18 protein-coding genes and 2 tRNA genes are annotated in these 18,719 nt (G+C 62.0%); 15 read left to right on the forward strand and 5 right to left on the reverse strand.

Annotation, left to right across the window (positions count from 1 at the left end):
* Positions 1–193: 193 nt before the first annotated feature.
* From BN1130_RS12415 to BN1130_RS12430, 4 genes are all read left to right on the forward strand, one after another.
* Positions 194–1,039, forward strand: a complete 846-nt coding sequence (locus tag BN1130_RS12415; RefSeq protein ID WP_042042354.1) for a DUF5718 family protein — start codon at positions 194–196, stop codon at positions 1,037–1,039.
* 200 nt (positions 1,040–1,239) lie between these two features.
* The gene (locus tag BN1130_RS12420; RefSeq protein WP_042042355.1) at positions 1,240–1,572 is read left to right on the forward strand and encodes a YnfA family protein; all 333 of its coding nucleotides are present in this window, start codon (positions 1,240–1,242) and stop codon (positions 1,570–1,572) included.
* Positions 1,573–1,607: 35 nt separating this feature from the next.
* Entirely contained in the window at positions 1,608–2,069 is a 462-nt protein-coding gene (locus BN1130_RS12425) for a GNAT family N-acetyltransferase (RefSeq protein ID WP_042042356.1), read from the forward strand.
* A gap of 44 nt (positions 2,070–2,113) precedes the next feature.
* On the forward strand, positions 2,114–2,557 hold the full coding sequence (locus tag BN1130_RS12430; protein WP_042042358.1) for an acetyltransferase: 444 nt from the start codon (positions 2,114–2,116) through the stop codon (positions 2,555–2,557).
* Positions 2,558–2,789: 232 nt separating this feature from the next.
* Here BN1130_RS12430 and BN1130_RS12435 read toward each other — a convergent pair whose 3' ends face one another.
* Both BN1130_RS12435 and BN1130_RS12440 read right to left on the reverse strand, forming a co-directional pair.
* Complete coding sequence (locus tag BN1130_RS12435) at positions 2,790–4,214, reverse strand: DEAD/DEAH box helicase (RefSeq protein ID WP_042042359.1); 1,425 nt, start codon at positions 4,212–4,214, stop codon at positions 2,790–2,792.
* Positions 4,215–4,534: 320 nt separating this feature from the next.
* Entirely contained in the window at positions 4,535–5,011 is a 477-nt protein-coding gene (locus BN1130_RS12440; protein ID WP_042042360.1) for a glutathione peroxidase, read from the reverse strand.
* A 193-nt stretch (positions 5,012–5,204) separates the two neighbouring features.
* On the opposite strand from BN1130_RS12440, the gene BN1130_RS12445 reads away from it, so the two are divergent.
* Complete coding sequence (locus BN1130_RS12445) at positions 5,205–5,813, forward strand: 2OG-Fe(II) oxygenase (protein WP_042042361.1); 609 nt, start codon at positions 5,205–5,207, stop codon at positions 5,811–5,813.
* 228 nt (positions 5,814–6,041) lie between these two features.
* On the forward strand, positions 6,042–7,031 hold the full coding sequence (locus tag BN1130_RS12450) for a D-alanine--D-alanine ligase (protein WP_042042362.1): 990 nt from the start codon (positions 6,042–6,044) through the stop codon (positions 7,029–7,031).
* A 62-nt stretch (positions 7,032–7,093) separates the two neighbouring features.
* Here BN1130_RS12450 and BN1130_RS12455 read toward each other — a convergent pair whose 3' ends face one another.
* The gene (locus tag BN1130_RS12455) at positions 7,094–7,528 is read right to left on the reverse strand and encodes a VOC family protein (RefSeq protein ID WP_042042363.1); all 435 of its coding nucleotides are present in this window, start codon (positions 7,526–7,528) and stop codon (positions 7,094–7,096) included.
* Between the two features lie 165 nt (positions 7,529–7,693).
* Here BN1130_RS12455 and BN1130_RS12460 point away from each other — a divergent pair, with 165 nt between their 5' ends.
* Both BN1130_RS12460 and BN1130_RS12465 read left to right on the forward strand, forming a co-directional pair.
* Positions 7,694–8,467 (forward strand): tRNA-uridine aminocarboxypropyltransferase, encoded by a 774-nt coding sequence (locus BN1130_RS12460; RefSeq protein ID WP_042042364.1) that lies wholly within the window; start codon positions 7,694–7,696, stop codon positions 8,465–8,467.
* A 193-nt stretch (positions 8,468–8,660) separates the two neighbouring features.
* Positions 8,661–9,440, forward strand: a complete 780-nt coding sequence (locus BN1130_RS12465) for a TSUP family transporter (protein WP_042042366.1) — start codon at positions 8,661–8,663, stop codon at positions 9,438–9,440.
* A gap of 139 nt (positions 9,441–9,579) precedes the next feature.
* On the opposite strand, the gene BN1130_RS12470 is transcribed toward BN1130_RS12465, so the two are convergent.
* The gene (locus BN1130_RS12470) at positions 9,580–10,428 is read right to left on the reverse strand and encodes a LysR family transcriptional regulator (protein ID WP_042042367.1); all 849 of its coding nucleotides are present in this window, start codon (positions 10,426–10,428) and stop codon (positions 9,580–9,582) included.
* 65 nt (positions 10,429–10,493) lie between these two features.
* Positions 10,494–11,384 (reverse strand): DMT family transporter, encoded by an 891-nt coding sequence (locus BN1130_RS12475; protein WP_042042368.1) that lies wholly within the window; start codon positions 11,382–11,384, stop codon positions 10,494–10,496.
* Between the two features lie 263 nt (positions 11,385–11,647).
* Between BN1130_RS12475 and BN1130_RS12480 the strand changes: the two genes are divergently transcribed.
* From BN1130_RS12480 to yjjG, 7 genes are all read left to right on the forward strand, one after another.
* The gene (locus tag BN1130_RS12480; RefSeq protein WP_042042369.1) at positions 11,648–12,529 is read left to right on the forward strand and encodes a helix-turn-helix domain-containing protein; all 882 of its coding nucleotides are present in this window, start codon (positions 11,648–11,650) and stop codon (positions 12,527–12,529) included.
* Between the two features lie 265 nt (positions 12,530–12,794).
* A complete protein-coding gene (locus BN1130_RS12485; RefSeq protein WP_042042371.1) occupies positions 12,795–14,432 on the forward strand; it encodes an ATP-dependent endonuclease in 1,638 nt (545 codons plus the stop codon).
* Positions 14,433–14,625: 193 nt separating this feature from the next.
* A complete protein-coding gene (locus BN1130_RS12490; protein ID WP_042042372.1) occupies positions 14,626–15,348 on the forward strand; it encodes an HI_1241 family integral membrane domain in 723 nt (240 codons plus the stop codon).
* 363 nt (positions 15,349–15,711) lie between these two features.
* Positions 15,712–15,788, forward strand: a tRNA-Met gene (locus BN1130_RS12495).
* 94 nt (positions 15,789–15,882) lie between these two features.
* A tRNA-Met gene (locus BN1130_RS12500) sits at positions 15,883–15,959 on the forward strand.
* A 229-nt stretch (positions 15,960–16,188) separates the two neighbouring features.
* Positions 16,189–17,679 (forward strand): M17 family metallopeptidase, encoded by a 1,491-nt coding sequence (locus BN1130_RS12505; RefSeq protein ID WP_042042373.1) that lies wholly within the window; start codon positions 16,189–16,191, stop codon positions 17,677–17,679.
* 161 nt (positions 17,680–17,840) lie between these two features.
* The gene (gene yjjG, locus BN1130_RS12510; protein WP_042042374.1) at positions 17,841–18,515 is read left to right on the forward strand and encodes a pyrimidine 5'-nucleotidase; all 675 of its coding nucleotides are present in this window, start codon (positions 17,841–17,843) and stop codon (positions 18,513–18,515) included.
* Positions 18,516–18,719: the final 204 nt, after the last annotated feature.

The following is an 18,719-nucleotide window of genomic DNA, read 5'->3' on the forward strand; positions in this document are numbered from 1 at the left end:
TTTCCGGGCATGGAGGATGCTTTGCCGCGAGACGCCGTCAGATGGCGCCCAAAAGTTCGCCCTGGCGCACAGGATGGCGCGCCGGGGCTGGGCGGGACTCGGCTGCTGTGTTTTAATTCCTGCCACTTTAGCGGTAGTTACCCGGCGCCATAGGCGCGAATTTCCCGGGTGCGACAAAAGAGGATGTAGAGAGATGCGAGTCACAGCACAGCGCAATTTTATCGGACTCGGGGTGGCGGGCAACTTCGCCGGTCATCTGGAGCAGGCGGGCGAGGCGGCGGACTTTGTTGCCGTGCAGGTGGTGGACAAGGTGGCCCCCAAGGCGCTGTTCCCCTTCTATGTGCCGTCCCATCCGGGCCAGCTCGGCGTCTTCCCGTTAAGTGAAGCGGCCATCTTCCTGCCAGAGGCGGCGGTGAGCGGCGATGAGAAGGTGCAGATAGAGCCGGAAGTGGCGCTCTGGTGCGAGCTGGAATATGCGGGGGAGCAGGTGGTTGCCATCCATCCCAAGGCGTTTGGCGCCTATAACGACTGTTCCATCCGCCGTCCCAATGCCAAAAAAATCAGCGAGAAGAAGAACTGGGGCCCGGAGAGCAAGGGGCTGGCCGCCCATTTGTTGCCCCTTAACCATTTTGCCCCGGGTTGCGAGCTCGACGACTATCGCATCGCCTGCTATCTGGAGCGCGATGGCGAGCTGCATCCCTATGGGGTTGACAGCGCGGCTGTGGATTACAGCTACTTCCATCAGCAACTGCTCGACTGGGCCATCGACAAGTTCAACCATCAGCAGGATGAAGGCCCGGCCGAGCATATCCAGGGGCTGCTGGCCCAGGCGGGGCGCCCGGCCCACGCCCTCATCAGCATAGGCGCCACCCGCTACACCCCGTTCGGCGAGACCCATTTCCTCCAACCCGGCGACACCTCCTGCGTGCTGGTCTACCCGGCCAGCCGCTACAGCGAAAGTGACATCCGCACCGCGATCCGCAGCCGCCAGTTCGGCCCTGATGTGTCGGCGCTGCTGCAGGCGGTCAAGACCCACTGATCCCCTCGGCCCTCTCCCTTCCCGGGAGAGGGCCCGATATGGCTGCCCCGCACTCAACCACCTGGCTATCCCTCAGGGCCTTGCCGCCATCTTGTTGGCTCTTTAGTGGGCCGAAATCAGAAGCCGATTGAAGCGCGCCGATATAACAGTATGATTTGCCAAGAGAAGCGCGCTTATCGGCAAGGATGATTGAACCGCACATGATTGAACTCAAAACCATGGCCCTGTTTCTGGTGACGGCGGTCGCCGAGATCCTCGGCTGCTACCTGCCCTATCTGTGGCTGACCCAGGGCAAGAGCATCTGGTTGCTGCTGCCCGCGGCCCTGAGTCTGGCCCTGTTTGCCTGGTTGTTGTCACTGCATCCGACCGCCGCCGGACGAGTCTATGCCGCCTATGGGGGCGTCTATATCTTCGTGGCCATCCTCTGGCTCTGGGCGGTGGATGGCATCAGGCCGACGCTGTGGGATCTGGTCGGTGCCGGGGTCGCCCTGACGGGCATGGCCATCATCATGTTTGCCCCCAGATCCGCATAGGGCGCTGGGGAACATAGAAGATCAGGAGGGTTGCCATTGTGGTGATCAGAGAGTGCAGGGAGCAGGATCTGGCGGGCCTGCTCACTCTTTACGCCGAACTCAGGCCCAATGATCCCGTGTTGACGCCGTCGGTGGCGAGGGAGGCGCTGAGGCGACTGCTGGCCGAGCCCGGGGTGCGACTCCTGGTGGCCGAGGTGGAGGGCCAGCTGGCCGCCAGCTGTCAGTTGGGGGTGATCCCCACCCTCACCAATGGCGGCAAACCCTTTGCCATCATAGAGCATGTGATCACCGCAGCGGCCTTTCGCCGCCAGGGCCTGAGCCAGCAGGTGATAGCCCGGGCGCTCGCCATCGCCTGGGAGATGGAGTGTTACAAGGTGATGCTGCTGTCGGGGGAGGGGCGTGAGGGGGCCCACCGACTCTATGAGAAGCTGGGCTTCAAGGGGGGTATCGAGAAGGGCTTTGTCATCAAGCGCACCGACGCCATGGCAGCTCGATAGGGGCCTGATGGGCCAGCCATAGAGATCAACAGGAGAACTAGCATATGAAGATTGAACCGGCAGAAAGCGGCGATCACATGACGCTTATCGCCATCTGGGAGGCCTCGGTGCGCGCCACCCATCACTTCTTGCCAGAAGAGGAGATCGCCGCGCTCAGACCCCTCATTCTTGAGCACTATTTCGCCGCGGTGGCGCTGGTCTGCGGCAAACAGGATGATGGCGAGATCGATGGTTTTTGTGGGGTGCACGACGGCAATATCGAGATGCTGTTCGTGGCCCCCGAGGCGAGAGGGAGCGGGGTCGGCCGCCAGCTGGTGGACCACGCTATCCATTGTCTGGGGGCGACCCGGGTGGACGTCAACGAGCAGAATGCCCAGGCCCTCGGCTTTTATAGGCGCATGGGCTTTGCCGTGGTGGGGCGCTCTCCCCTGGATGGCCAGGGCAAGCCCTATCCGTTGTTGCACATGGTGCTGACCGCCCAGGAGTGAAGGCGCTCTGAATGTGCCGCGACCAAAGGGGAGGGCACGCAGCCCAATCTCGATTTTGCCAACCGCGATGGGGCAGGGTCGGGCGTGGGCTTTGGCGAACAGTCGGAGCGGATGCTGGAGCGCTGCGACACGGTCTTTTCGCAGGATAAATGGCATCAATAAAAAAACCGCACGAGTGCGGTTTTTTTATATTTCAGGCCTGGCGGTACAGAGTCGCCGCACAGAGGCTCTCTTACTCCTCGTTGGAGTTGTCCTGATAGCCATCGCGCTGGGTCTTGGGCAGGCGGCGCATCGGGGCGAAGCCGGTGTCTTCACCGCCACGCTCTTTCTGACGTGCCGGCGCCGCCGCTTTACTGCCAACTGCTTTGGGTTTCGGCTTGGTGGCGGGTTTTCCCCTGGCAGCAGGCTGCTCCTTGGCGGCTTTTTCTCTGGCCTTGACGTTGTGCTTGGCATTGACGTGGCCACCACGGTCGCGGTTTTGTATCGGCTTGTTACTGGGCAGGCTCTGGCGCGTCACTTTGCCGCTAGGCTCGTACCCTTCCTGAATTTCGCTCGGGATGCTTTGGCCTATCAAGGACTCTATGGCCTTGAGCTGATCCAGCTCATCCAGACTGACCAGGGAGATGGCTTCGCCACCCCGACCGGCCCGGCCGGTACGACCGATCCGGTGAATGTAATCCTCGGCCACTTGCGGCAGCTCGAAGTTGATCACGTGCGGCAGCAGATCGATGTCGAGACCGCGGGCGGCGATATCGGTGGCAACCAGTACCCGCACCTTGCCCTCGCGAAAATCGGCAAGGGCCCGGTTGCGGGCGCCCTGGGTCTTGTCACCATGGATGGCGACGGTATTGAGGCCGTCTTTGACCATCTGCTGGGCGAGGCGGTCGGCGATAAGCTTGGTGCGCACGAATACCAGCACTCTTTGCCAGTTGCCCCGGCCAATCATGTGGGAGAGCAGCTCGCGCTTGCGCTCACGATCCACCTTGATGACACGCTGGTTGACTTGTTCGGCGGTGCTGTTGCTCGGGCTCACCTCGATGAGGGTCGGGCTCTTGAGCAAGTCATCGGCCAGCGCCTTGATTTCGTCCGAGAAGGTGGCGGAGAACAGCAGGGTCTGCCGCTCTTCCGGCAATGCCTTCATGATGCGGCGAATGTCGGTGATAAAGCCCATGTCGAGCATGCGATCCGCTTCATCCAGCACCAGCACTTCCAGCTCGGTCAGGGTGAGGGCGCGCTGGGTCAGCAGATCCAGCAGGCGACCGGGGGTGGCGACCAGAATGTCGACCCCGAGCTTGATGGCCTCGAGATTGGGTTTGATGCTGACGCCACCGTAGGCTATCAAGGTCCGGAACGGCAGATGATTGGCGTACTTGATGATGCTCTCACCGACCTGGGCGGCCAGCTCGCGAGTCGGAGTCAGGATCAGGGCGCGGACCTGACGCCGTCCGCCACGGCCATGATTGGCCAGCAGACGGTGCAGCATGGGCAGGGTGAAACCGGCTGTCTTGCCGGTCCCGGTCTGGGCGCCGCCCAGCACATCCTGGCCTGCCAGAATGGCCGGAATAGCCTGTTGCTGGATAGGGGTTGGCTGTGCGTAACCCAACTCCTTGACGGCACGCAATATGTGCGGCGACAGGCCCAGTTCGTTAAATGACATCTTAGAGAGAGACTCCTGACATTGAGCATTGGCTCAGCTGGGATCGACGCGCGCCATTGGCGCCACCAACCCCGAAGAAACTGCGATAGCGGTGGCGTCGTGAGAGGAACCACCGGAAACACACATTGCGGTGGCACCTTGGGGCGCACCAGCCGATCAGCATGGGCGCATAATATAGCAGAGATCGCGGCCAAGGGCAGCCGCCATCGGTGACAAGACTCCTGACCCAGGAGTGTACGGGTGGGGCGTTGCGACTCAAAGCCTATCTGAGGCAACGCGCAGCGTGATAACGGGCGGTTAATGACTCGGGCTGAACGGGCTCAGAGCTGGGCTGCGATGTCGGTGGCCAGGGATTCCGGGGTTGTCTGGGGGGCATAGCGAGCCACCACCTGGCCATCACGGTTGATGAGAAACTTGGTGAAGTTCCATTTGACCGCCTCCGAACCCAGCAGGCCCGGTTGCTCGGCCTTGAGCCAGCGATAGAGGGGGTGAGTGCGGGGACCATTGACCTCGCACTTGCTCATGATGGGGAAGCTGACCGGGTAATCCAGCGCGCAGAAGCGGGCTATCTCGTCGGCCTCACCGGGTTCCTGGCCGCCAAACTGGTTGCAGGGAAAGCCGAGTATGGTCAACCCCAGGGGGGAGAACTGACGATAGAGGGCTTCCAGGCCTGTGTATTGGGGCGTAAAACCGCAGTGGCTGGCGACGTTGACCACCAGGATCACCCTATTTTGCAACTCGCGCTGGGGGTATTCGCTGCCATCGAGGCGGGTGAGTGTTAGCTTGCTCAGGGTCATATTGATGCTCGTCGTCTGTGGTTAATCGCCCAGGATCCTGAGGCAACGCTAGCTGAGCCGGTGGTGCAGAGCAAGGGGGGCGGCGGAAAGGGCCTTCATATTGATGCTGAGGCTCGTATCGAGTTGCAATCCGGTTTGTGAGCCGCCCCAAAAGCCGATAAAAAGCGCCACTGCTACTTTTTGAGCCTATCCCTTGGATTACAACGCCGTCATGGATGCCATTTACACCCAGGGTTGGGTGATAGTGGACGATTTTCTCTCCGCCGCCGAGGTGGATCTGCTGCGTGCCTGCCTGCCCGATGAGTGGCAACAGGCCGGCATTGGTCGTGAAGGGCAGCATCAGGGCAATCCCGAGATCCGCCGGGATCAGATCCACTGGTTGGATGGGGAGCTGGGGGCCCCGGTGGCGGCCTATCTGGCGCGCATGGAATCCTTGCGCATCGCAGTCAACCGCATGCTGATGCTGGGACTCTTTGATTACGAGGCCCATTTTGCCCGTTATCGACCCGGTGATTTCTACGCGACCCACAGGGATGCCTTCGCCGGGCGCTCCAACCGCCGCCTCACCTCCGTCTTCTATCTCAATAATGGTTGGCAGCCGGACGATGGCGGCGTGCTGCGAGTCTATGACGACAGTGAACAGCATCTGATGGATATCTCTCCCAAGGGGGGGCGACTGGTGTTGTTTCTGTCCGAGGAGTTTCCCCACGAGGTGCTGGCCGCCCGTCAGGAGCGTTACAGCATCGCGGGATGGTTCAGGGTCAATGGTACCGCCCCTGGCCGAGTCGACCCGCCCCGTTGATCTCCGCCTTGCAGGGCCGTGTGGCCGCGGGCCTGAGGTTGACAGAAATTGGCGCTTTGTTGGCCAGTAGCGCGGCTTTGTGCCCGGTCTTAGCGTCCGGGCGCTGCCATCAGCTGACAAGGCGTATTCTTGCTTGCTACACTGGCCGCACTTGGCTTACGTCCGGTGGCTGGTTTCCTGTTCGCCGCCGAGGATGACGCGGCCGCTTCTCCCAAGGGATCCCAATCAATGAAGAAGATGCATGTCTTGCTGCTGTGCGGCGGCGGTGGCTCCGAGCACGAAGTCTCTCTGCGCAGTGCCAATTTCATCGAGCAACAACTCGGCCTCCTGCCCGGCGTCGACGTGACCCGGGTCGAGATGTTTGCCGATCGCTGGCTCAGCGCCGACGGCCGCGAGTGCAAGCTGGGGCTCGACAGGCTGCTCTCTTTTGACAGCGTGGCGCGACCGGTGGATTTCGTGGTGCCCTGTATCCACGGCTACCCGGGCGAGACCGGCGATCTGCAATCTTTCCTCGAGCTGGCCGGTCTGCCCTACCTGGGCTGCGATGCCGAGGCGAGCAAGCTCTGCTTCAACAAGATCAGCACCAAGCTGTGGCTCTCCGCCCTGGATATTCCCAACACCCCTTATCTGTTCCTGACCGAGCAGGATGAGACCAGCCTGAATGAGGCCAAAGCCGCTTTGGCCAACTGGGGCAGGGTCTTTATCAAGGCCGCTTGCCAAGGCTCCTCGGTGGGTTGCTACTCAGCCAGCAATGAAGCCGAACTGGTGCAGGGCATCAAGGACGCCTTCGGTTACTCCGAGCAGGTCCTGATCGAAAAAGCGGTCAAGCCCCGGGAGCTGGAAGTGGCCGTCTATCAGTACGGCGATGAGCTGGTGGCGACCTATCCGGGCGAGATCTGCGTGCCGACCGACAAGTTCTATACCTACGAAGAGAAGTACAGCAGCGCCAGCCACACCGAAACCGCCCTGCATGCAGAAGGGCTGACCCAGGCCCAGTCTGATGCCATCCAGGCCTATGCCCTCAAGGCGTTCCGTCAACTGAAACTGACCCATCTGTCGCGTATCGACTTCTTCCTGACCATCGATGGCGAGATCCTGCTCAACGAGATCAACACCTTCCCGGGCATGACTCCCATCTCCATGTTCCCGAAATTGCTGGAGCATCATGGCCACAGCTTTGCGCAGTTCCTCGAAGGCATAGTGCGCAAACCCGCATAAGGGCAGGGTGCGGAGACACAACAAGCGAGGGGCCCCAGGGCCCCTCGCTTGTTGATGGCGGTTTATGTCTGTGAACACTCCCCGGCTGCCGGGGTAAACAGCCAGATATGCGCCCCTTGGGGGTCGGCTATCAGGGCCATGCGCCCGACGCTGGGAATATCCATGGCAGGGACCACCAGGCTGCCGCCATGCTGGGTCACCCTGGCGACTCGGGCATCCACATCATCGACTGCGATGTAGGTCGCCCAATGAGGTGGCACCCCTTCCATCTGCGGATTGCCGCGAGTGGCCTGTACCCCGGCGATGGGCCGACCGTTGGCGACCAGCATGGGGTAATCAAACCCCTCCATCGCCGTCTGCTGCACCTGCCAGCCGAGCACCTCGGTATAGAAGCGGATCCCCGCCTCGCTATCGGGCACATAGAGTTCGTGCCAGGTAAAGGTACTGCCTTCGGCCAGGGCGTGCTCCCGGGCCTGGTCATTGCTTTGCTCCGTCATATCGCTCTCTCCTTTAGAGGTCACTCCCGAGTGGCGTGACCGTGCGGTGTTGAGTATAGAAAGGGTCCCCCTGTCTGCTGGCTTTATGGGAGAGGCCTTGCCGCCCAGGGACACCCTCGCTACAATTCCGCCCCTTTTTGTCCTCTTTTGTGCCGAGTCTCCTTCATGAAGCCAGTCCCCGATCATGCCGTCAATCGCCTGCGAACCTGGCGCAAGAGTGTCTCTACCCGTCCTTTCCTGGCCCGGGGCGGGAGCGTGCCACGCTGCGAGGCCTGTCAATTGCGCCGGGACTGGTGCGCCTGTGACTGGCGTCCCGAGCTCAAGGCCGAGGCGGGTTTCTGCCTGTTGATGTATGACAGCGAGCCGATGAAACCCTCCAACACGGGTCGTCTTATCGCCGATGTCTTGCCTGACACCACCTGGGCCTTCCTCTGGTCGCGCACCGAGCCCCATCCCGCGTTGCTGGCGCTGCTCGGGGATCCCGAGTGGCAGCCGTATGTGGTGTTTCCGGCGAGCGAAAAGGCGCCAGCGCGCCTGACCGAGCAGGTACTGCCCACGCCCGGCAAGCGGCCGCTGTTTATCTTGCTCGATGGCACCTGGCCAGAGGCACGCAAGATGTTCAACAAGAGCCCCTATCTCGATGCGCTGCCTGTGCTGAGCGTGCGTCCAGAGAGCCTCTCCACCTATGGCATGAGGGTGGCCCCCAAGGAGCATCAGCTCTGCACCGCCGAGGTGGCGGCCTGCGTGCTGGAAGTCGCGGGGGAGGTGCGGGCCGGGCTTGGCCTGCAACTCTGGTTCAACCTGTTCAGCAGCCGCTACATGGCCGGGCGGGTCAATCGCTGGCCGGGGGAGGAGGATGCCGCCCTGCAGCAGGCGCTGCACCCTTTCTTGAGTCCGATGGAGGAAAATGATGAAAATCGGGAATCAACCCCCGCTTGAGTCATGAGCACTGGGATGATTCGACCCGAGAGGCGGCCAATGCCCGCCAAATAAAAGATGAAAATAAGGAATTGATTGGCTGCCATTGTTTCGTTATGTGAATGAGTGAGCCGCGCTTAGGATAGGCGCAACCGGCTCCTGCACGCCTCCTCTTGGCAGGATAGGAGCCCTGTCTTGTCTGACTGAGGTGCAAATGGAGTTTGAGCTTACTACCCTGATCCTGCTGTTCGGCGTCGCCCTGGCTGCCGGTTTCATCGATGCCATCGCCGGGGGCGGCGGTCTGCTGACGGTGCCCGCCCTGCTGGCCACCGGCATGCCGCCCGCCCTGGTACTGGGCACCAACAAGTTACAGAGCAGCTTCGGCTCCTTCTCCGCCACCTGGTTCTATGCCCGCCGGGGCTTGATTGAGTGGCATATCATCTGGCCAGCGGTCATCTTCACCTTTATCGGGGCGGCGCTGGGCTCCCTGGCGGTGCAGACCATAGACGCCGCTATTCTGGAGCGGCTGTTGCCCTTCCTGCTGGTGGCCTTTGCCTGTTACTTCTACTTCTCCCCCAGGGTGAGCGATGCGGAAAGCACCCGTCGTCTTACCCCCATGCTGTTTGCCTTGCTGGTTGGCGGCGGGGTCGGTTTCTATGATGGCTTCTTCGGCCCCGGCACCGGCTCCTTCTTTGCCATCGGCTTCGTCGCCCTGGCGGGGTTTGGTATGGCGCGGGCCACCGCCCACACCAAGTTGCTCAATTTCACCTCCAACATCGCCTCGCTGATCTTCTTTGCCCTCGGAGGCAAGGTGGTGTGGAGCGTCGGTTTCTCCATGGCGCTTGGGCAGTTTATCGGCGCCCGCTTTGGCTCAAAGCTGGTGCTGATCAAAGGGGTAAAGCTTATCAAACCCTTGCTGGTCACCATCTCCCTGCTAATGTCGGCCAAGCTTATCTGGAGCCAGTATCCCGCACTGTTTAGCTGGCTGCACTGAGGTCAGGTGCAGGTCTGCGTCCCTCGACCCTCGTTTCACTGGCACAGCGCCATCAGGAGGCCGCGCCTGCACGGGCGCGGCTTCTCATCTTTGCACTGTTGTCAGACAACCACATGGGGCATTGAGATAGAGGGCCTCATCAGCCGCTCAGGGGCCTTAGTCGGGCGAAGTGGCGCGTCAGGGCCTGGATCAGGCGGCTGGCTCTGTCTCGTTTCAGGCTGCTGGGCCGGTAAATGAGGTGGATGGGGCGACTGATACCGGGCAGGGGGCGGGCTTGCTTGCCCTGCTCGCCGACCAGCGCGAGCAGCCCTTCTGGCAACATCACCGGCCCCATGCCCGCCTTGGCCAGTTCGATCAGCGCCAGATAGGAGTCGAGCTGCATGCGCGGCGTCAGCCCCAGCTCGGCCAGGGGGGCCACCAGATAGCGGTTGACCGGGTTGTCCAGGTCCATGGTGAACAGGCTGGCAGCCGGGCCTCTCTCCTCCTCATTCCCCACCAGATAGAAGGGTTCATCCCTCAGCAGCTCGGCGTGCAAACCGTGTCCGGGAGGCAGGCGTCCGGCGCAGATCCCGAGCAGGGCCTCCCCGGCCCGCACCCGTGCCAGGATCACCGGGGTGTGGTGGGTGGAGATCTGCAAGTAGGGATCCTGGCGCAGGTAGTCGGCCATGAAGGGGGCCAGGTAGCCGGCCAGCAGGGTCTCGGAGCAGGCAACTGGCAGGGGATGGGCATCGGTGAGGGTCTGGCTGTCGGCCAGCAGTCCCTTCATTTCTGCCAGGGTGGGAGCGAGACGGGTCAGCAGCTCGTGCGCCTGGGGAGTGAGCCTGATCTGGCGGCCATCGGGTTCGATCAACTTCTTGCCGAGCCGCTGTTCCAGCTGGCTGATGCGCTTGCTGACCGCCGACTGGCTGATATAGAGGCGGCTGGCCACCTTGCCCATGGTGCCCTCCGTCGCCAGCAGAAACAGGGTATCGAGCCCTTCCAGTAACATAGTGTCGTGCCTCCCGAACATGTCCGGCCCCCACCTTAGGGGCTTGTGGGGCGAGAGGCAAGGGGTCAGACCGGTTGGGGTTTGAGGCGCCTGGGCAATCCGAAGATCACCAGATTGCCGAGCAGGCAGACCGCCATGCCGACCATGGAGACCGGTTGCCAGACAAATCCCTCATACAGGGTGGAGAGACCCAGGGCCACCAGGGGAAAGAGCACGGTGGCATAGGCCGCCTTGCTGGCCCCGATCCGCCCGACCAGGGTCAGATAGGCGGTAAAGGCGATCACCGAGCCGAACAGCGCCAGATAGAGCAGGGCCCCCCAGTAACGGGTGCCGGTCGGCCAGACCAGCTCTTGACCCAGCAGTTGCACCCAGCCCAGCAGCAGTATGACCCCGTACAACATGCCCCAGGGCACCATCTGCAACACGGTAAAACCCTGGCGCTGACCCCGGGCCGAGACCAGATTGCCGAGGGAGAAGCAGAGGGTTCCGGCGCAGGCGAAGGCGAGCCCCTTCCAGGCCTGGGCGCCCAGATCGCTCGATATCAGGCTGGGCCAGAACAGCAGCAGGGTGCCGGCCAGTCCCATCACTGAGCCCTGCAGCCATTGACGGCTGGGTTTCTGTTTCTCGAACAGCCAGAGGTTGAGGCCGTTGAAGATGCTGGCACAGGCGAACACCACCGCCGAGAGGCCGCTGGGGATGTATTGGGTGGCGTGATAGAAGCAGAGGAAGTTGGTGGAAAAGAGCAGGGCGCCGAGCAGGGCGGCATAGCCCTGGCCTTGTTTTGGCAGACGGGGAAACTTGCCGCTCAGGGTGAGCAGGGCAAAGAGTGCCAGGGCCGCCAGGGCGAAGCGATAGAGCACCGAGACCTCGATGGGGATGGGGCCGAGTTGCCAGGCGATGGCAATCCAGGTGCTGCCCCAGATGAGCACGGTGGCGAGATAGAGGGTCAGATTCATCATGGTGATCCTTAGGAAGGCGACGGCAATGGGTAAAAGGAGGAGCTCTGCTCTCTCACTCTGGTCTTAGCATGCCTGCCCTGGCCCGTGCCGGGTTACAGGATCTTGCGGTTATTTTGCCTAGGGGCGCCCCTGTGGCTGCCATCTGCCGGGGAGGGCGGGTAGACTGGACACTCACCGGCCAGCGAAGGGCTGCCCGAGGAACCCTGTGGCGCCAGCTGGCTAGCCCCGGGTTCAGAGATCTTCAGGATGAGAGAGGCGACATGGCTGCAGGGGTATTCGATGCATTGGTCAGCACGGGGGCGCGGCTCGAGGCCCACCACTGGCTGGAGCCAGGGCTCGGACTGGCCAGCTGGCGAAACTGCTTCGATCAGACGCGCTACCACAGACCCGGCCATCACACCCTGAGCGTCTATCTGCAAGGGGGTGAGCAGACGGAGCGGCTCGATGGCCCTGGGGGCCATGGTGGCGTCGGCAAGATTTGCCTGATGCCGGATCACCACAGATCCGAGTGGCTGGTGCGCGAGGAGTTTCGCTTCTTTCATCTCTATTTCAGCCCGGCACACCTGACGCGGATCGCCGAGGAGGTCTGCGATCGGGAGGGCCGCCATCTGCAGCTCGATGACAAGACCTTCATCGACGATGCCCTCTTGATGAGGCTGGCCAACCAGCTTCAACACCTGGACTGGCAGGAGGCGGGCAATCGGCTGGCCCTTGGCGAGATCTGCAATCAACTGCTGCTGCACACCTTTAGTCATCACACCCAGGAGGCGCCAGCGCTGGTGCTGCCCAAGGGGGGATTGGCGCCTGCAGTGGCGCGGCGGGTGTGTGATTACATGGCCGGGCGTCTTGCGCAGCCCATCTTGCTTGGCGAGCTGGCGGCCGAGGCCAGCCTGAGCGAATTCCACTTCAGCCGCATGTTCGCCCAAACCCTGGGTACCTCTCCCCATCGCTATCTGCAGGGGCTGCGATTGCGCCGTGCCAAGCAGCTCTTGCTGGCCGGGGCCTCCCTGGGGGAGGTGGCGAGCCAATGTGGTTTCTCGTCTGCGGCCCACCTGGGTAACCGCTTTCGTGATGATTTTGGTTTGAGTCCGGGGCAGTGGCGCAGCCGCTTGTCATCGGATTGTCATGCTGGGTGGAGATAGTGGCGGCGCGCCCATCAACCAGTGCGCCACCGCCATGATCCCACCTCATAAGAAGGAAGCCTCTTGAAACAAAGCAAACGTCAGGCTCGCAGCCGCCACCTCTGGTTCAGTCACTGGAACGCCCCTCGCTGGTCCCTGCCTCTCCCCTGTGTCCCCGAACCCGAAGTGCCTCACAGTTCTCGTTGAAATCTCCCCCCTGCCATAGGCAGTGGCCGGCAAGTTTGCCACTATGACTCCCAGACGTTGATTGCTGTCATGGGGCGCTATGTTTCTGGAACGTATCGAGATAAAAGGCTTTCGCGGGATAAACCGCCTCTCGCTCAGCCTGGATAACACCACTGTGCTCATCGGTGAGAACGCCTGGGGGAAATCGAGCCTGCTGCGGGCACTCTGGTGTCTGCTGGGCCAGGAAGCCGAGCCCTATCAGTTCAATGCAGATGACTTCCACAGACCCGAAGATCCCGAGCTGGCCTCGGCGCGCAGCCTGCAACTGGTGCTCACCTTCAGCGAATACCGACCGGAGATGTGCCTGCGTTCCCAGCGCCTTGCCCGTCTCGCCCCGGTCTGGATGTCTCACAAAGACAAGTTCCATCGCATCCACTATCGAGCCAGCGCCGAGTTGCACGATGATGGCAGCGTGTTGAGTCGCCATGACTTTCTCGATGGCATCGGCAAGGTGCTGGAGGGGGTGGAGAGCGGGCCTCTGGTCACTCTGCTCATCACCATGAACCCGGTGTTTCGGCTGCGCGACGCCCGCAGCGCCCAGTTCGGCCAGGAGGCCCAGCCCTGGCCCGAGCCCAGCGAGCATCACCTCGGCAAGCTGATGGAGAAGATGGGGGATGAGCCTTCACGCATCGGTGAAGAGGAACTCAAGGAGGCGCTCAGCGCCGTGCGCCAGCTGACGGATCACTACTTCAAGGCCCTGGCCCCCATCAAATACAAGCCGCGCAGCCAGCGGGAGATCATCAACAGGCCCATGACACTGCGCAACCCCGGCAACCTGCAGAGCCTGTTGCGTAGCGCCGACAACCGGGCACTGCAACTGGCCATGGCGGGCATGGCGGGGGCCCTGCTCAATGCGCGTGGCAATCGGGAGCTGGAGCAAGGGGCCAGGCCCATCATGATTGTGGAGGATCCGGAGAGCCGGCTCCATCCCACCATGCTCTCCCTGGCCTGGGGGCTGCTTGAGCAACTGCCGGCGCAGAAACTGCTCACCACCAACTCCGGCGATCTGCTCTCCTCCTTGCCCTTGAATCAGGTGCGCCGTCTGGTGCGCCGCCAGCAGGACATCCTCTGCCATCAACTCGGGGGGGAGCGCTACAGCAGCGACGATCTGCGCAAGATCGCCTTTCATGTGCGCATCAACAGACCCATGTCGCTGTTTGCCCGCTGCTGGTTGCTGGTGGAGGGGGAGACCGAGATCTGGCTGCTGTCAGAGCTGGCCCAGCTCTGCGGCTACAGCCTGCGGGCCGAAGGGGTGCGCATCATCGAGTTTGCCCAATGCGGCCAGGCGCCCCTCATCAAGGTGGCCCGGGACTTTGGCATAGAGTGGCACCTGCTCACCGACGGCGACGAGGCCGGGATGAAGTACGCCAGCTCGGCCCGATCCCTGCTCAAGGGGGAGCGGGAACAGGATCGTCTGACGCAGCTGCCTGCCGCCGACATCGAGCACTACCTCTATCACAACGGCTTCGAGGCGGTGTTTCGGCGCGAAGCCGGGGTGGGGGGGCGATCCTCACTCAGCGCCAGCCGCATCATCAACAAGGCGATACACCATCGCAGCAAGCCCGGCATGGCATTGGCCGTGGTGGAGGAGGCGGAGCGTCTGGGCCCAGGCCATATCCCCGTGGTGATCCGCCAGCTGTTCAAGCGGCTAGTGGCCCAGGCGAGGGGCCAGGGCTGACCTCCGATGCCTTTGTGGCAATTCACCGGGCGTTCAAGGGGTTAGTGGCCCAGGCGAGGGGCCAGGGCTGACTCCCGATGCCTTTGTGGTAATTCCCCGGGCGTTCAAGGGGCTGGTGGCTCCGGCGAGGGCCAGGCGTTTGGTTCCGCTTTGAGTTTGGGTATACTCGCCCCCTTCATCACAGGAGGCGTTCATGTTATCCCAATTACCCCTATGGCTTTATCCCCTGAGTGGCCTGATGGCACTCGGGGCCCTCGCTTGGCTGGCACTGGTGCTGTGGCGCGGGGATCTCTGCCCGGGTCAACGCTCGCGTATCCTCCAGCAGAGCTTCTCGGTCTGGGTCATCAGTGGCCTCTCGGTGATGCTGGCGGTGGAGGCGAAGGCGCCCCAGTGGCAAGTCTGGCTCGGTGGGGCGGCCCTGATACTGGGCATCGGCGTCTCCTTGCTGCAATCGAGACTGGAGGGCAAACGCGCCATCCCCGCCACCTGGCTATTGCTGCCCGCCTTGCCCCTGAGCCTCTATGGACTGGGACTGCTGGCTGCGACTGGCTGGGTGAGTGGTCTGTTGCAGATGGTGCTGCTGGGCGCCGCCTTCGCTCACCTGATGCTGCTGCGAGCCCGCCACCGGTTGCAGGCGTTCAACACCTTGTTGCCCATGGTGGGGCTGGGGGCGGCGATTGCCAGCCTGCTCTGGTTTGTGGCCCTGATGTTGATGAGTCAGCCGAGTGACGCCGTGCTGAGCGCGCTGTTGCCCTGGATCCTGACTCAGACCCTGCTGCTTGTGGCCACCTTGCTGCTCTGGTTCAGCCCTGTCTATCTGCGGCGCGAGACCGCCCCCGTGGTGCTATCGACCACCCTGTGCGGCCTGCTGATCGCCGAGATAGCCGCCACTGGCGCCTTGCAGATGCTGAACTGAGACCGCTTATTGCATTGAGACGGCGGAGCCTGGCTATCAGGCAGGCTGGGCTCCCCTGTCGACCAGCAGGGGCTTGTTGCCCTGACGGGAGGGTCACTGTGGCGCGCCAAGGAGATCGACGGCGTCGACCCTGGGGAAAATAAGCCGTTTGTGAGCCAGAGCGGGCACCCCAATGGCAGCTGAGCTTGCCTGCCTTGAGGGAGGCGGGTGAGGTTTCAGAGGCAAGGGCTTGTTTCATCGCATAAAAAGGCAGCATGGTGCTGGTAAAAGGGGCTGTTAGCGCCGCATTAATCTACACCTTCAACTTTATCAAGATTTTTGCTTGCAATATTTGCGCTGGCGCCTATTATTGGCGACCTCAGACGCGGGGTGGAGCAGCTCGGTAGCTCGTCGGGCTCATAACCCGAAGGTCGTTGGTTCAAATCCAGCCCCCGCAACCATCTGATACTCAAGGTGTTTATCGCCAGGTGAAGATGACTTGAGTGAAGCAATACCCAACCAGACAACTGCTCAGTCTTGTTGGCACAATTCGGACGCGGGGTGGAGCAGCTCGGTAGCTCGTCGGGCTCATAACCCGAAGGTCGTTGGTTCAAATCCAGCCCCCGCAACCATTTTATTCTGTTCGTCTCTCTCCATTGCCCCCCCTTTTAGCTGGCTTGACTCCATAATCGGGGTTGCGTGCTCGTTGATCGACCGCGCTGACTGTCACTGATCTATGCCCTGTTTCATTGTCTGTATCCCATCAGCACCCCGCTCAATGAGCGAGCAGCATGGCGATCTTTGCCTGCACTCAGGTATCATCGGCGCTCTTCTATTTTTTCATGGATGAGGCTGCGCCATATGCTCGATTTTTCCTATCAGGCCCCCAAGATAGACAACGATCCTCGGGATCTCGATCAGTTTATGGGACTGAGTTCCCCCCTCAAGTTATTGATCTGCCATCAGAGTCTGAAAGAGACACTGCTCGCGCGCCCCGAGCTGGTTGCGGCCAGCCTGCAAGCGGCCCTGGGGCAGGAGGGGCCTTATCTGTGCCCGATCATCGACTCTTCTGATCCGCAAGGGCTGCTTATCCTGATATTCAGCCCGGCGCTGGGGACAAGTCATGAGCGTTTCAAACAGATCCGCCAATGGATAGTCCCCCTTGCCCAATACCAGACCGAGCAGGTGAGTCTGCATCTGGAAGGGTTCGAGCCCGCCGAGAGGGCCCGACTCGGAGAGGTACTGCTTGCCTCCCTGCTGGCCGCCAACGTGGCGCTGCCGAGCCAGAAGCGCGAGGCCAAGGCCAGGATCCCTTATCGCCAGCTCTCCAGCTCCCCCGCGTTTCCCCTGGATGTGGCGCGTTTGTGTGCCGAGGCCGAAGGCAATGCCTTGGCCCGCCATCTTGGTGTGCTGCCCGCCTCCGTACTCGATGCACCCGGCTACCGGCAGCGGGTGAAAGAGATGGCCAGTGTCGAGGGGTGGCAGTGTCAGGAATATGATGAGGCAGCCTTGAAGGCACTGGGGGCCGGGGCTTTTCTCGCCGTGAGCCGCGGCTCTCAGGATGGCCAGGGCGCCATCGTGAAGCTCAGTTATGAACCCGCGGGGGCCACCCGGCAGCTGGCCCTGGTGGGCAAGGGGATCTGCCACGATTCGGGCGGCTACAACCTGAAAGTGGGGGGCTCCATGTATGGCATGCACCTGGATATGGGGGGCAGCGCCGTGGCGCTGGGAACGCTGCTCGCCATCAGCCGGGCCAGGCTGCCGATGAGGGTGCACTGCTGGCTGGCCATCGCCGAAAACCACATAGGCCCGGCGGCTTATCGCCCCGGTGAGGTGGTGACCGCCTGCAATGGCACCACCATAGAGGTGGTGGACACCGATGCCGAGGGGCGCATGGTGCTGGCCGATGCCCTGGCGCTGGCGGCGCGAGACGAGCCGGATCTTATCATCGACTACGCCACCCTGACCGGTGCCTGCAAGCGAGCGTTGGGCAGCCGCTACAGCGGCGCCTTCACCAACCAGGCCGAGTGGCTGACCTGCCTCATTGCGCTTGGGCAGGAGAGCGGGGAGCGGGTGTGGCCCTTCCCGATCGACAGTGATTACGATGAGGCGCTGGAGAGCGAATGGGCGGATCTGTTGCAGTGCGCCCCGGGCGCCTCGCCGGATCACATCGATGCGACCCGTTTTCTCAGTCGCTTCGTGCCAGCCCGGACACCCTGGTTGCATCTGGACTTGTCCGGCTACCGCAACAAGGGGGGCAATGGGGTGGTGGGCAGCGAGGTAACGGGCTTTGGGGTGCGTTTCACGCTGAGCCTGTTGGCGAAATGGCAAGCGGGCACCCTGGGATCCTGACTGGATCCCGCCCTTGCCCTGGTTGATAATGGCGCCCTGGTTGTCAGCCAGGACGCCAACGATGCCATCTAAGGGGCATTGATTGCCAAGGTTGACCCTGTGTTGCGCCCAGCTGGCCGGGTCAGCGCCAGCGTTCATTTTCCATGTAGTAAAGGACTGATATGAATACGCCACATTATGATTGGGTACTCTTTGATCTCGATGAAACCTTGCTGGACTTCCCGGTGGGCAAGGCGCTGGAGCAGACCCTGCAGTTACATGGCATAGTGGCGAACGAGACGCGGATGAGTGAGTACCGTGAGCTCAATCACCGCCTCTGGGGCCAGTACAACAGTGGTGAAATAGATGCCCAGCATCTGCAACAGACCCGCTTCTCTCCCTTCGTCCCCGAAGGGATGGATCCTCTCATGATGAACGATACCTTTTTGCAGCAGATCATTGCCCTGAGTCAGCCCCTGGATGGCGTACTGGAAACTTTGCTGCAACTGAAAGAGCGGGTGAGCATGGGCATTATCACCAACGGTTTCAGCCTGCCCCAGCGCGGCCGTCTGGCCAAACTCGGCTGGCACGACTGGTTCGCACCGCTGATCATCTCGGACGAGGTGCGAGTCACCAAACCGGCGGCGGCCATCTTCGAACAGAGTCTGGCGCTGATGGGGAGACCGGATCCGGCCCGGGTGTTGATGGTGGGGGATAATCCCAAGACGGACATAGCCGGTGCGGCGGCCATGGGGCTGGCCACCTGCTGGTATAACCCCCAGGGTCAGGCGGGGGACTGTGCCCCGACCCACGAGATCCGCCACTTCACTCATCTGGCCGAGATAGTCCTGGGATAACGGCGGTAATAATGCTGGGATAAAACAACGATGTCCCGCATAACAAAACAGGCAGCCTCTTGGCTGCCTGTTTTGTTATGCCATTGCGGGATCCTGCCCCTATTCATCAGCCAGGGCCAGCCTGCGCTGGATAAAACGCGCCAGCAGGTTCCATCACGGTTTCATCGACGTTGAATGCGGGACGATGGATGGGGGGCACTGAGG

The organism is Aeromonas rivuli, assembly GCF_000820045.1.
GTDB classification, from domain to species: domain Bacteria; phylum Pseudomonadota; class Gammaproteobacteria; order Enterobacterales; family Aeromonadaceae; genus Aeromonas; species Aeromonas rivuli.

Bases quoted from the DNA above. Each gene is read 5' to 3' on its own strand.
- BN1130_RS12450 (WP_042042362.1), top strand. From the start codon at position 6,042: ATGAAGAAGATGCATGTCTTGCTGCTGTGCGGCGGCGGTGGCTCCGAG.
- BN1130_RS12480 (WP_042042369.1), top strand. From the start codon at position 11,648: ATGGCTGCAGGGGTATTCGATGCATTGGTCAGCACGGGGGCGCGGCTC.
- BN1130_RS12440 (WP_042042360.1), bottom strand. From the start codon at position 5,011: ATGACCCTGAGCAAGCTAACACTCACCCGCCTCGATGGCAGCGAATAC.
- BN1130_RS12420 (WP_042042355.1), top strand. From the start codon at position 1,240: ATGATTGAACTCAAAACCATGGCCCTGTTTCTGGTGACGGCGGTCGCC.
- BN1130_RS12415 (WP_042042354.1), top strand. From the start codon at position 194: ATGCGAGTCACAGCACAGCGCAATTTTATCGGACTCGGGGTGGCGGGC.
- BN1130_RS12460 (WP_042042364.1), top strand. From the start codon at position 7,694: ATGAAGCCAGTCCCCGATCATGCCGTCAATCGCCTGCGAACCTGGCGC.
- BN1130_RS12505 (WP_042042373.1), top strand. From the start codon at position 16,189: ATGCTCGATTTTTCCTATCAGGCCCCCAAGATAGACAACGATCCTCGG.
- yjjG (WP_042042374.1), top strand. From the start codon at position 17,841: ATGAATACGCCACATTATGATTGGGTACTCTTTGATCTCGATGAAACC.
- BN1130_RS12475 (WP_042042368.1), bottom strand. From the start codon at position 11,384: ATGAATCTGACCCTCTATCTCGCCACCGTGCTCATCTGGGGCAGCACC.
- BN1130_RS12465 (WP_042042366.1), top strand. From the start codon at position 8,661: ATGGAGTTTGAGCTTACTACCCTGATCCTGCTGTTCGGCGTCGCCCTG.
- BN1130_RS12470 (WP_042042367.1), bottom strand. From the start codon at position 10,428: ATGTTACTGGAAGGGCTCGATACCCTGTTTCTGCTGGCGACGGAGGGC.
- BN1130_RS12485 (WP_042042371.1), top strand. From the start codon at position 12,795: ATGTTTCTGGAACGTATCGAGATAAAAGGCTTTCGCGGGATAAACCGC.
- BN1130_RS12435 (WP_042042359.1), bottom strand. From the start codon at position 4,214: ATGTCATTTAACGAACTGGGCCTGTCGCCGCACATATTGCGTGCCGTC.
- BN1130_RS12455 (WP_042042363.1), bottom strand. From the start codon at position 7,528: ATGACGGAGCAAAGCAATGACCAGGCCCGGGAGCACGCCCTGGCCGAA.
- BN1130_RS12490 (WP_042042372.1), top strand. From the start codon at position 14,626: ATGTTATCCCAATTACCCCTATGGCTTTATCCCCTGAGTGGCCTGATG.
- BN1130_RS12430 (WP_042042358.1), top strand. From the start codon at position 2,114: ATGAAGATTGAACCGGCAGAAAGCGGCGATCACATGACGCTTATCGCC.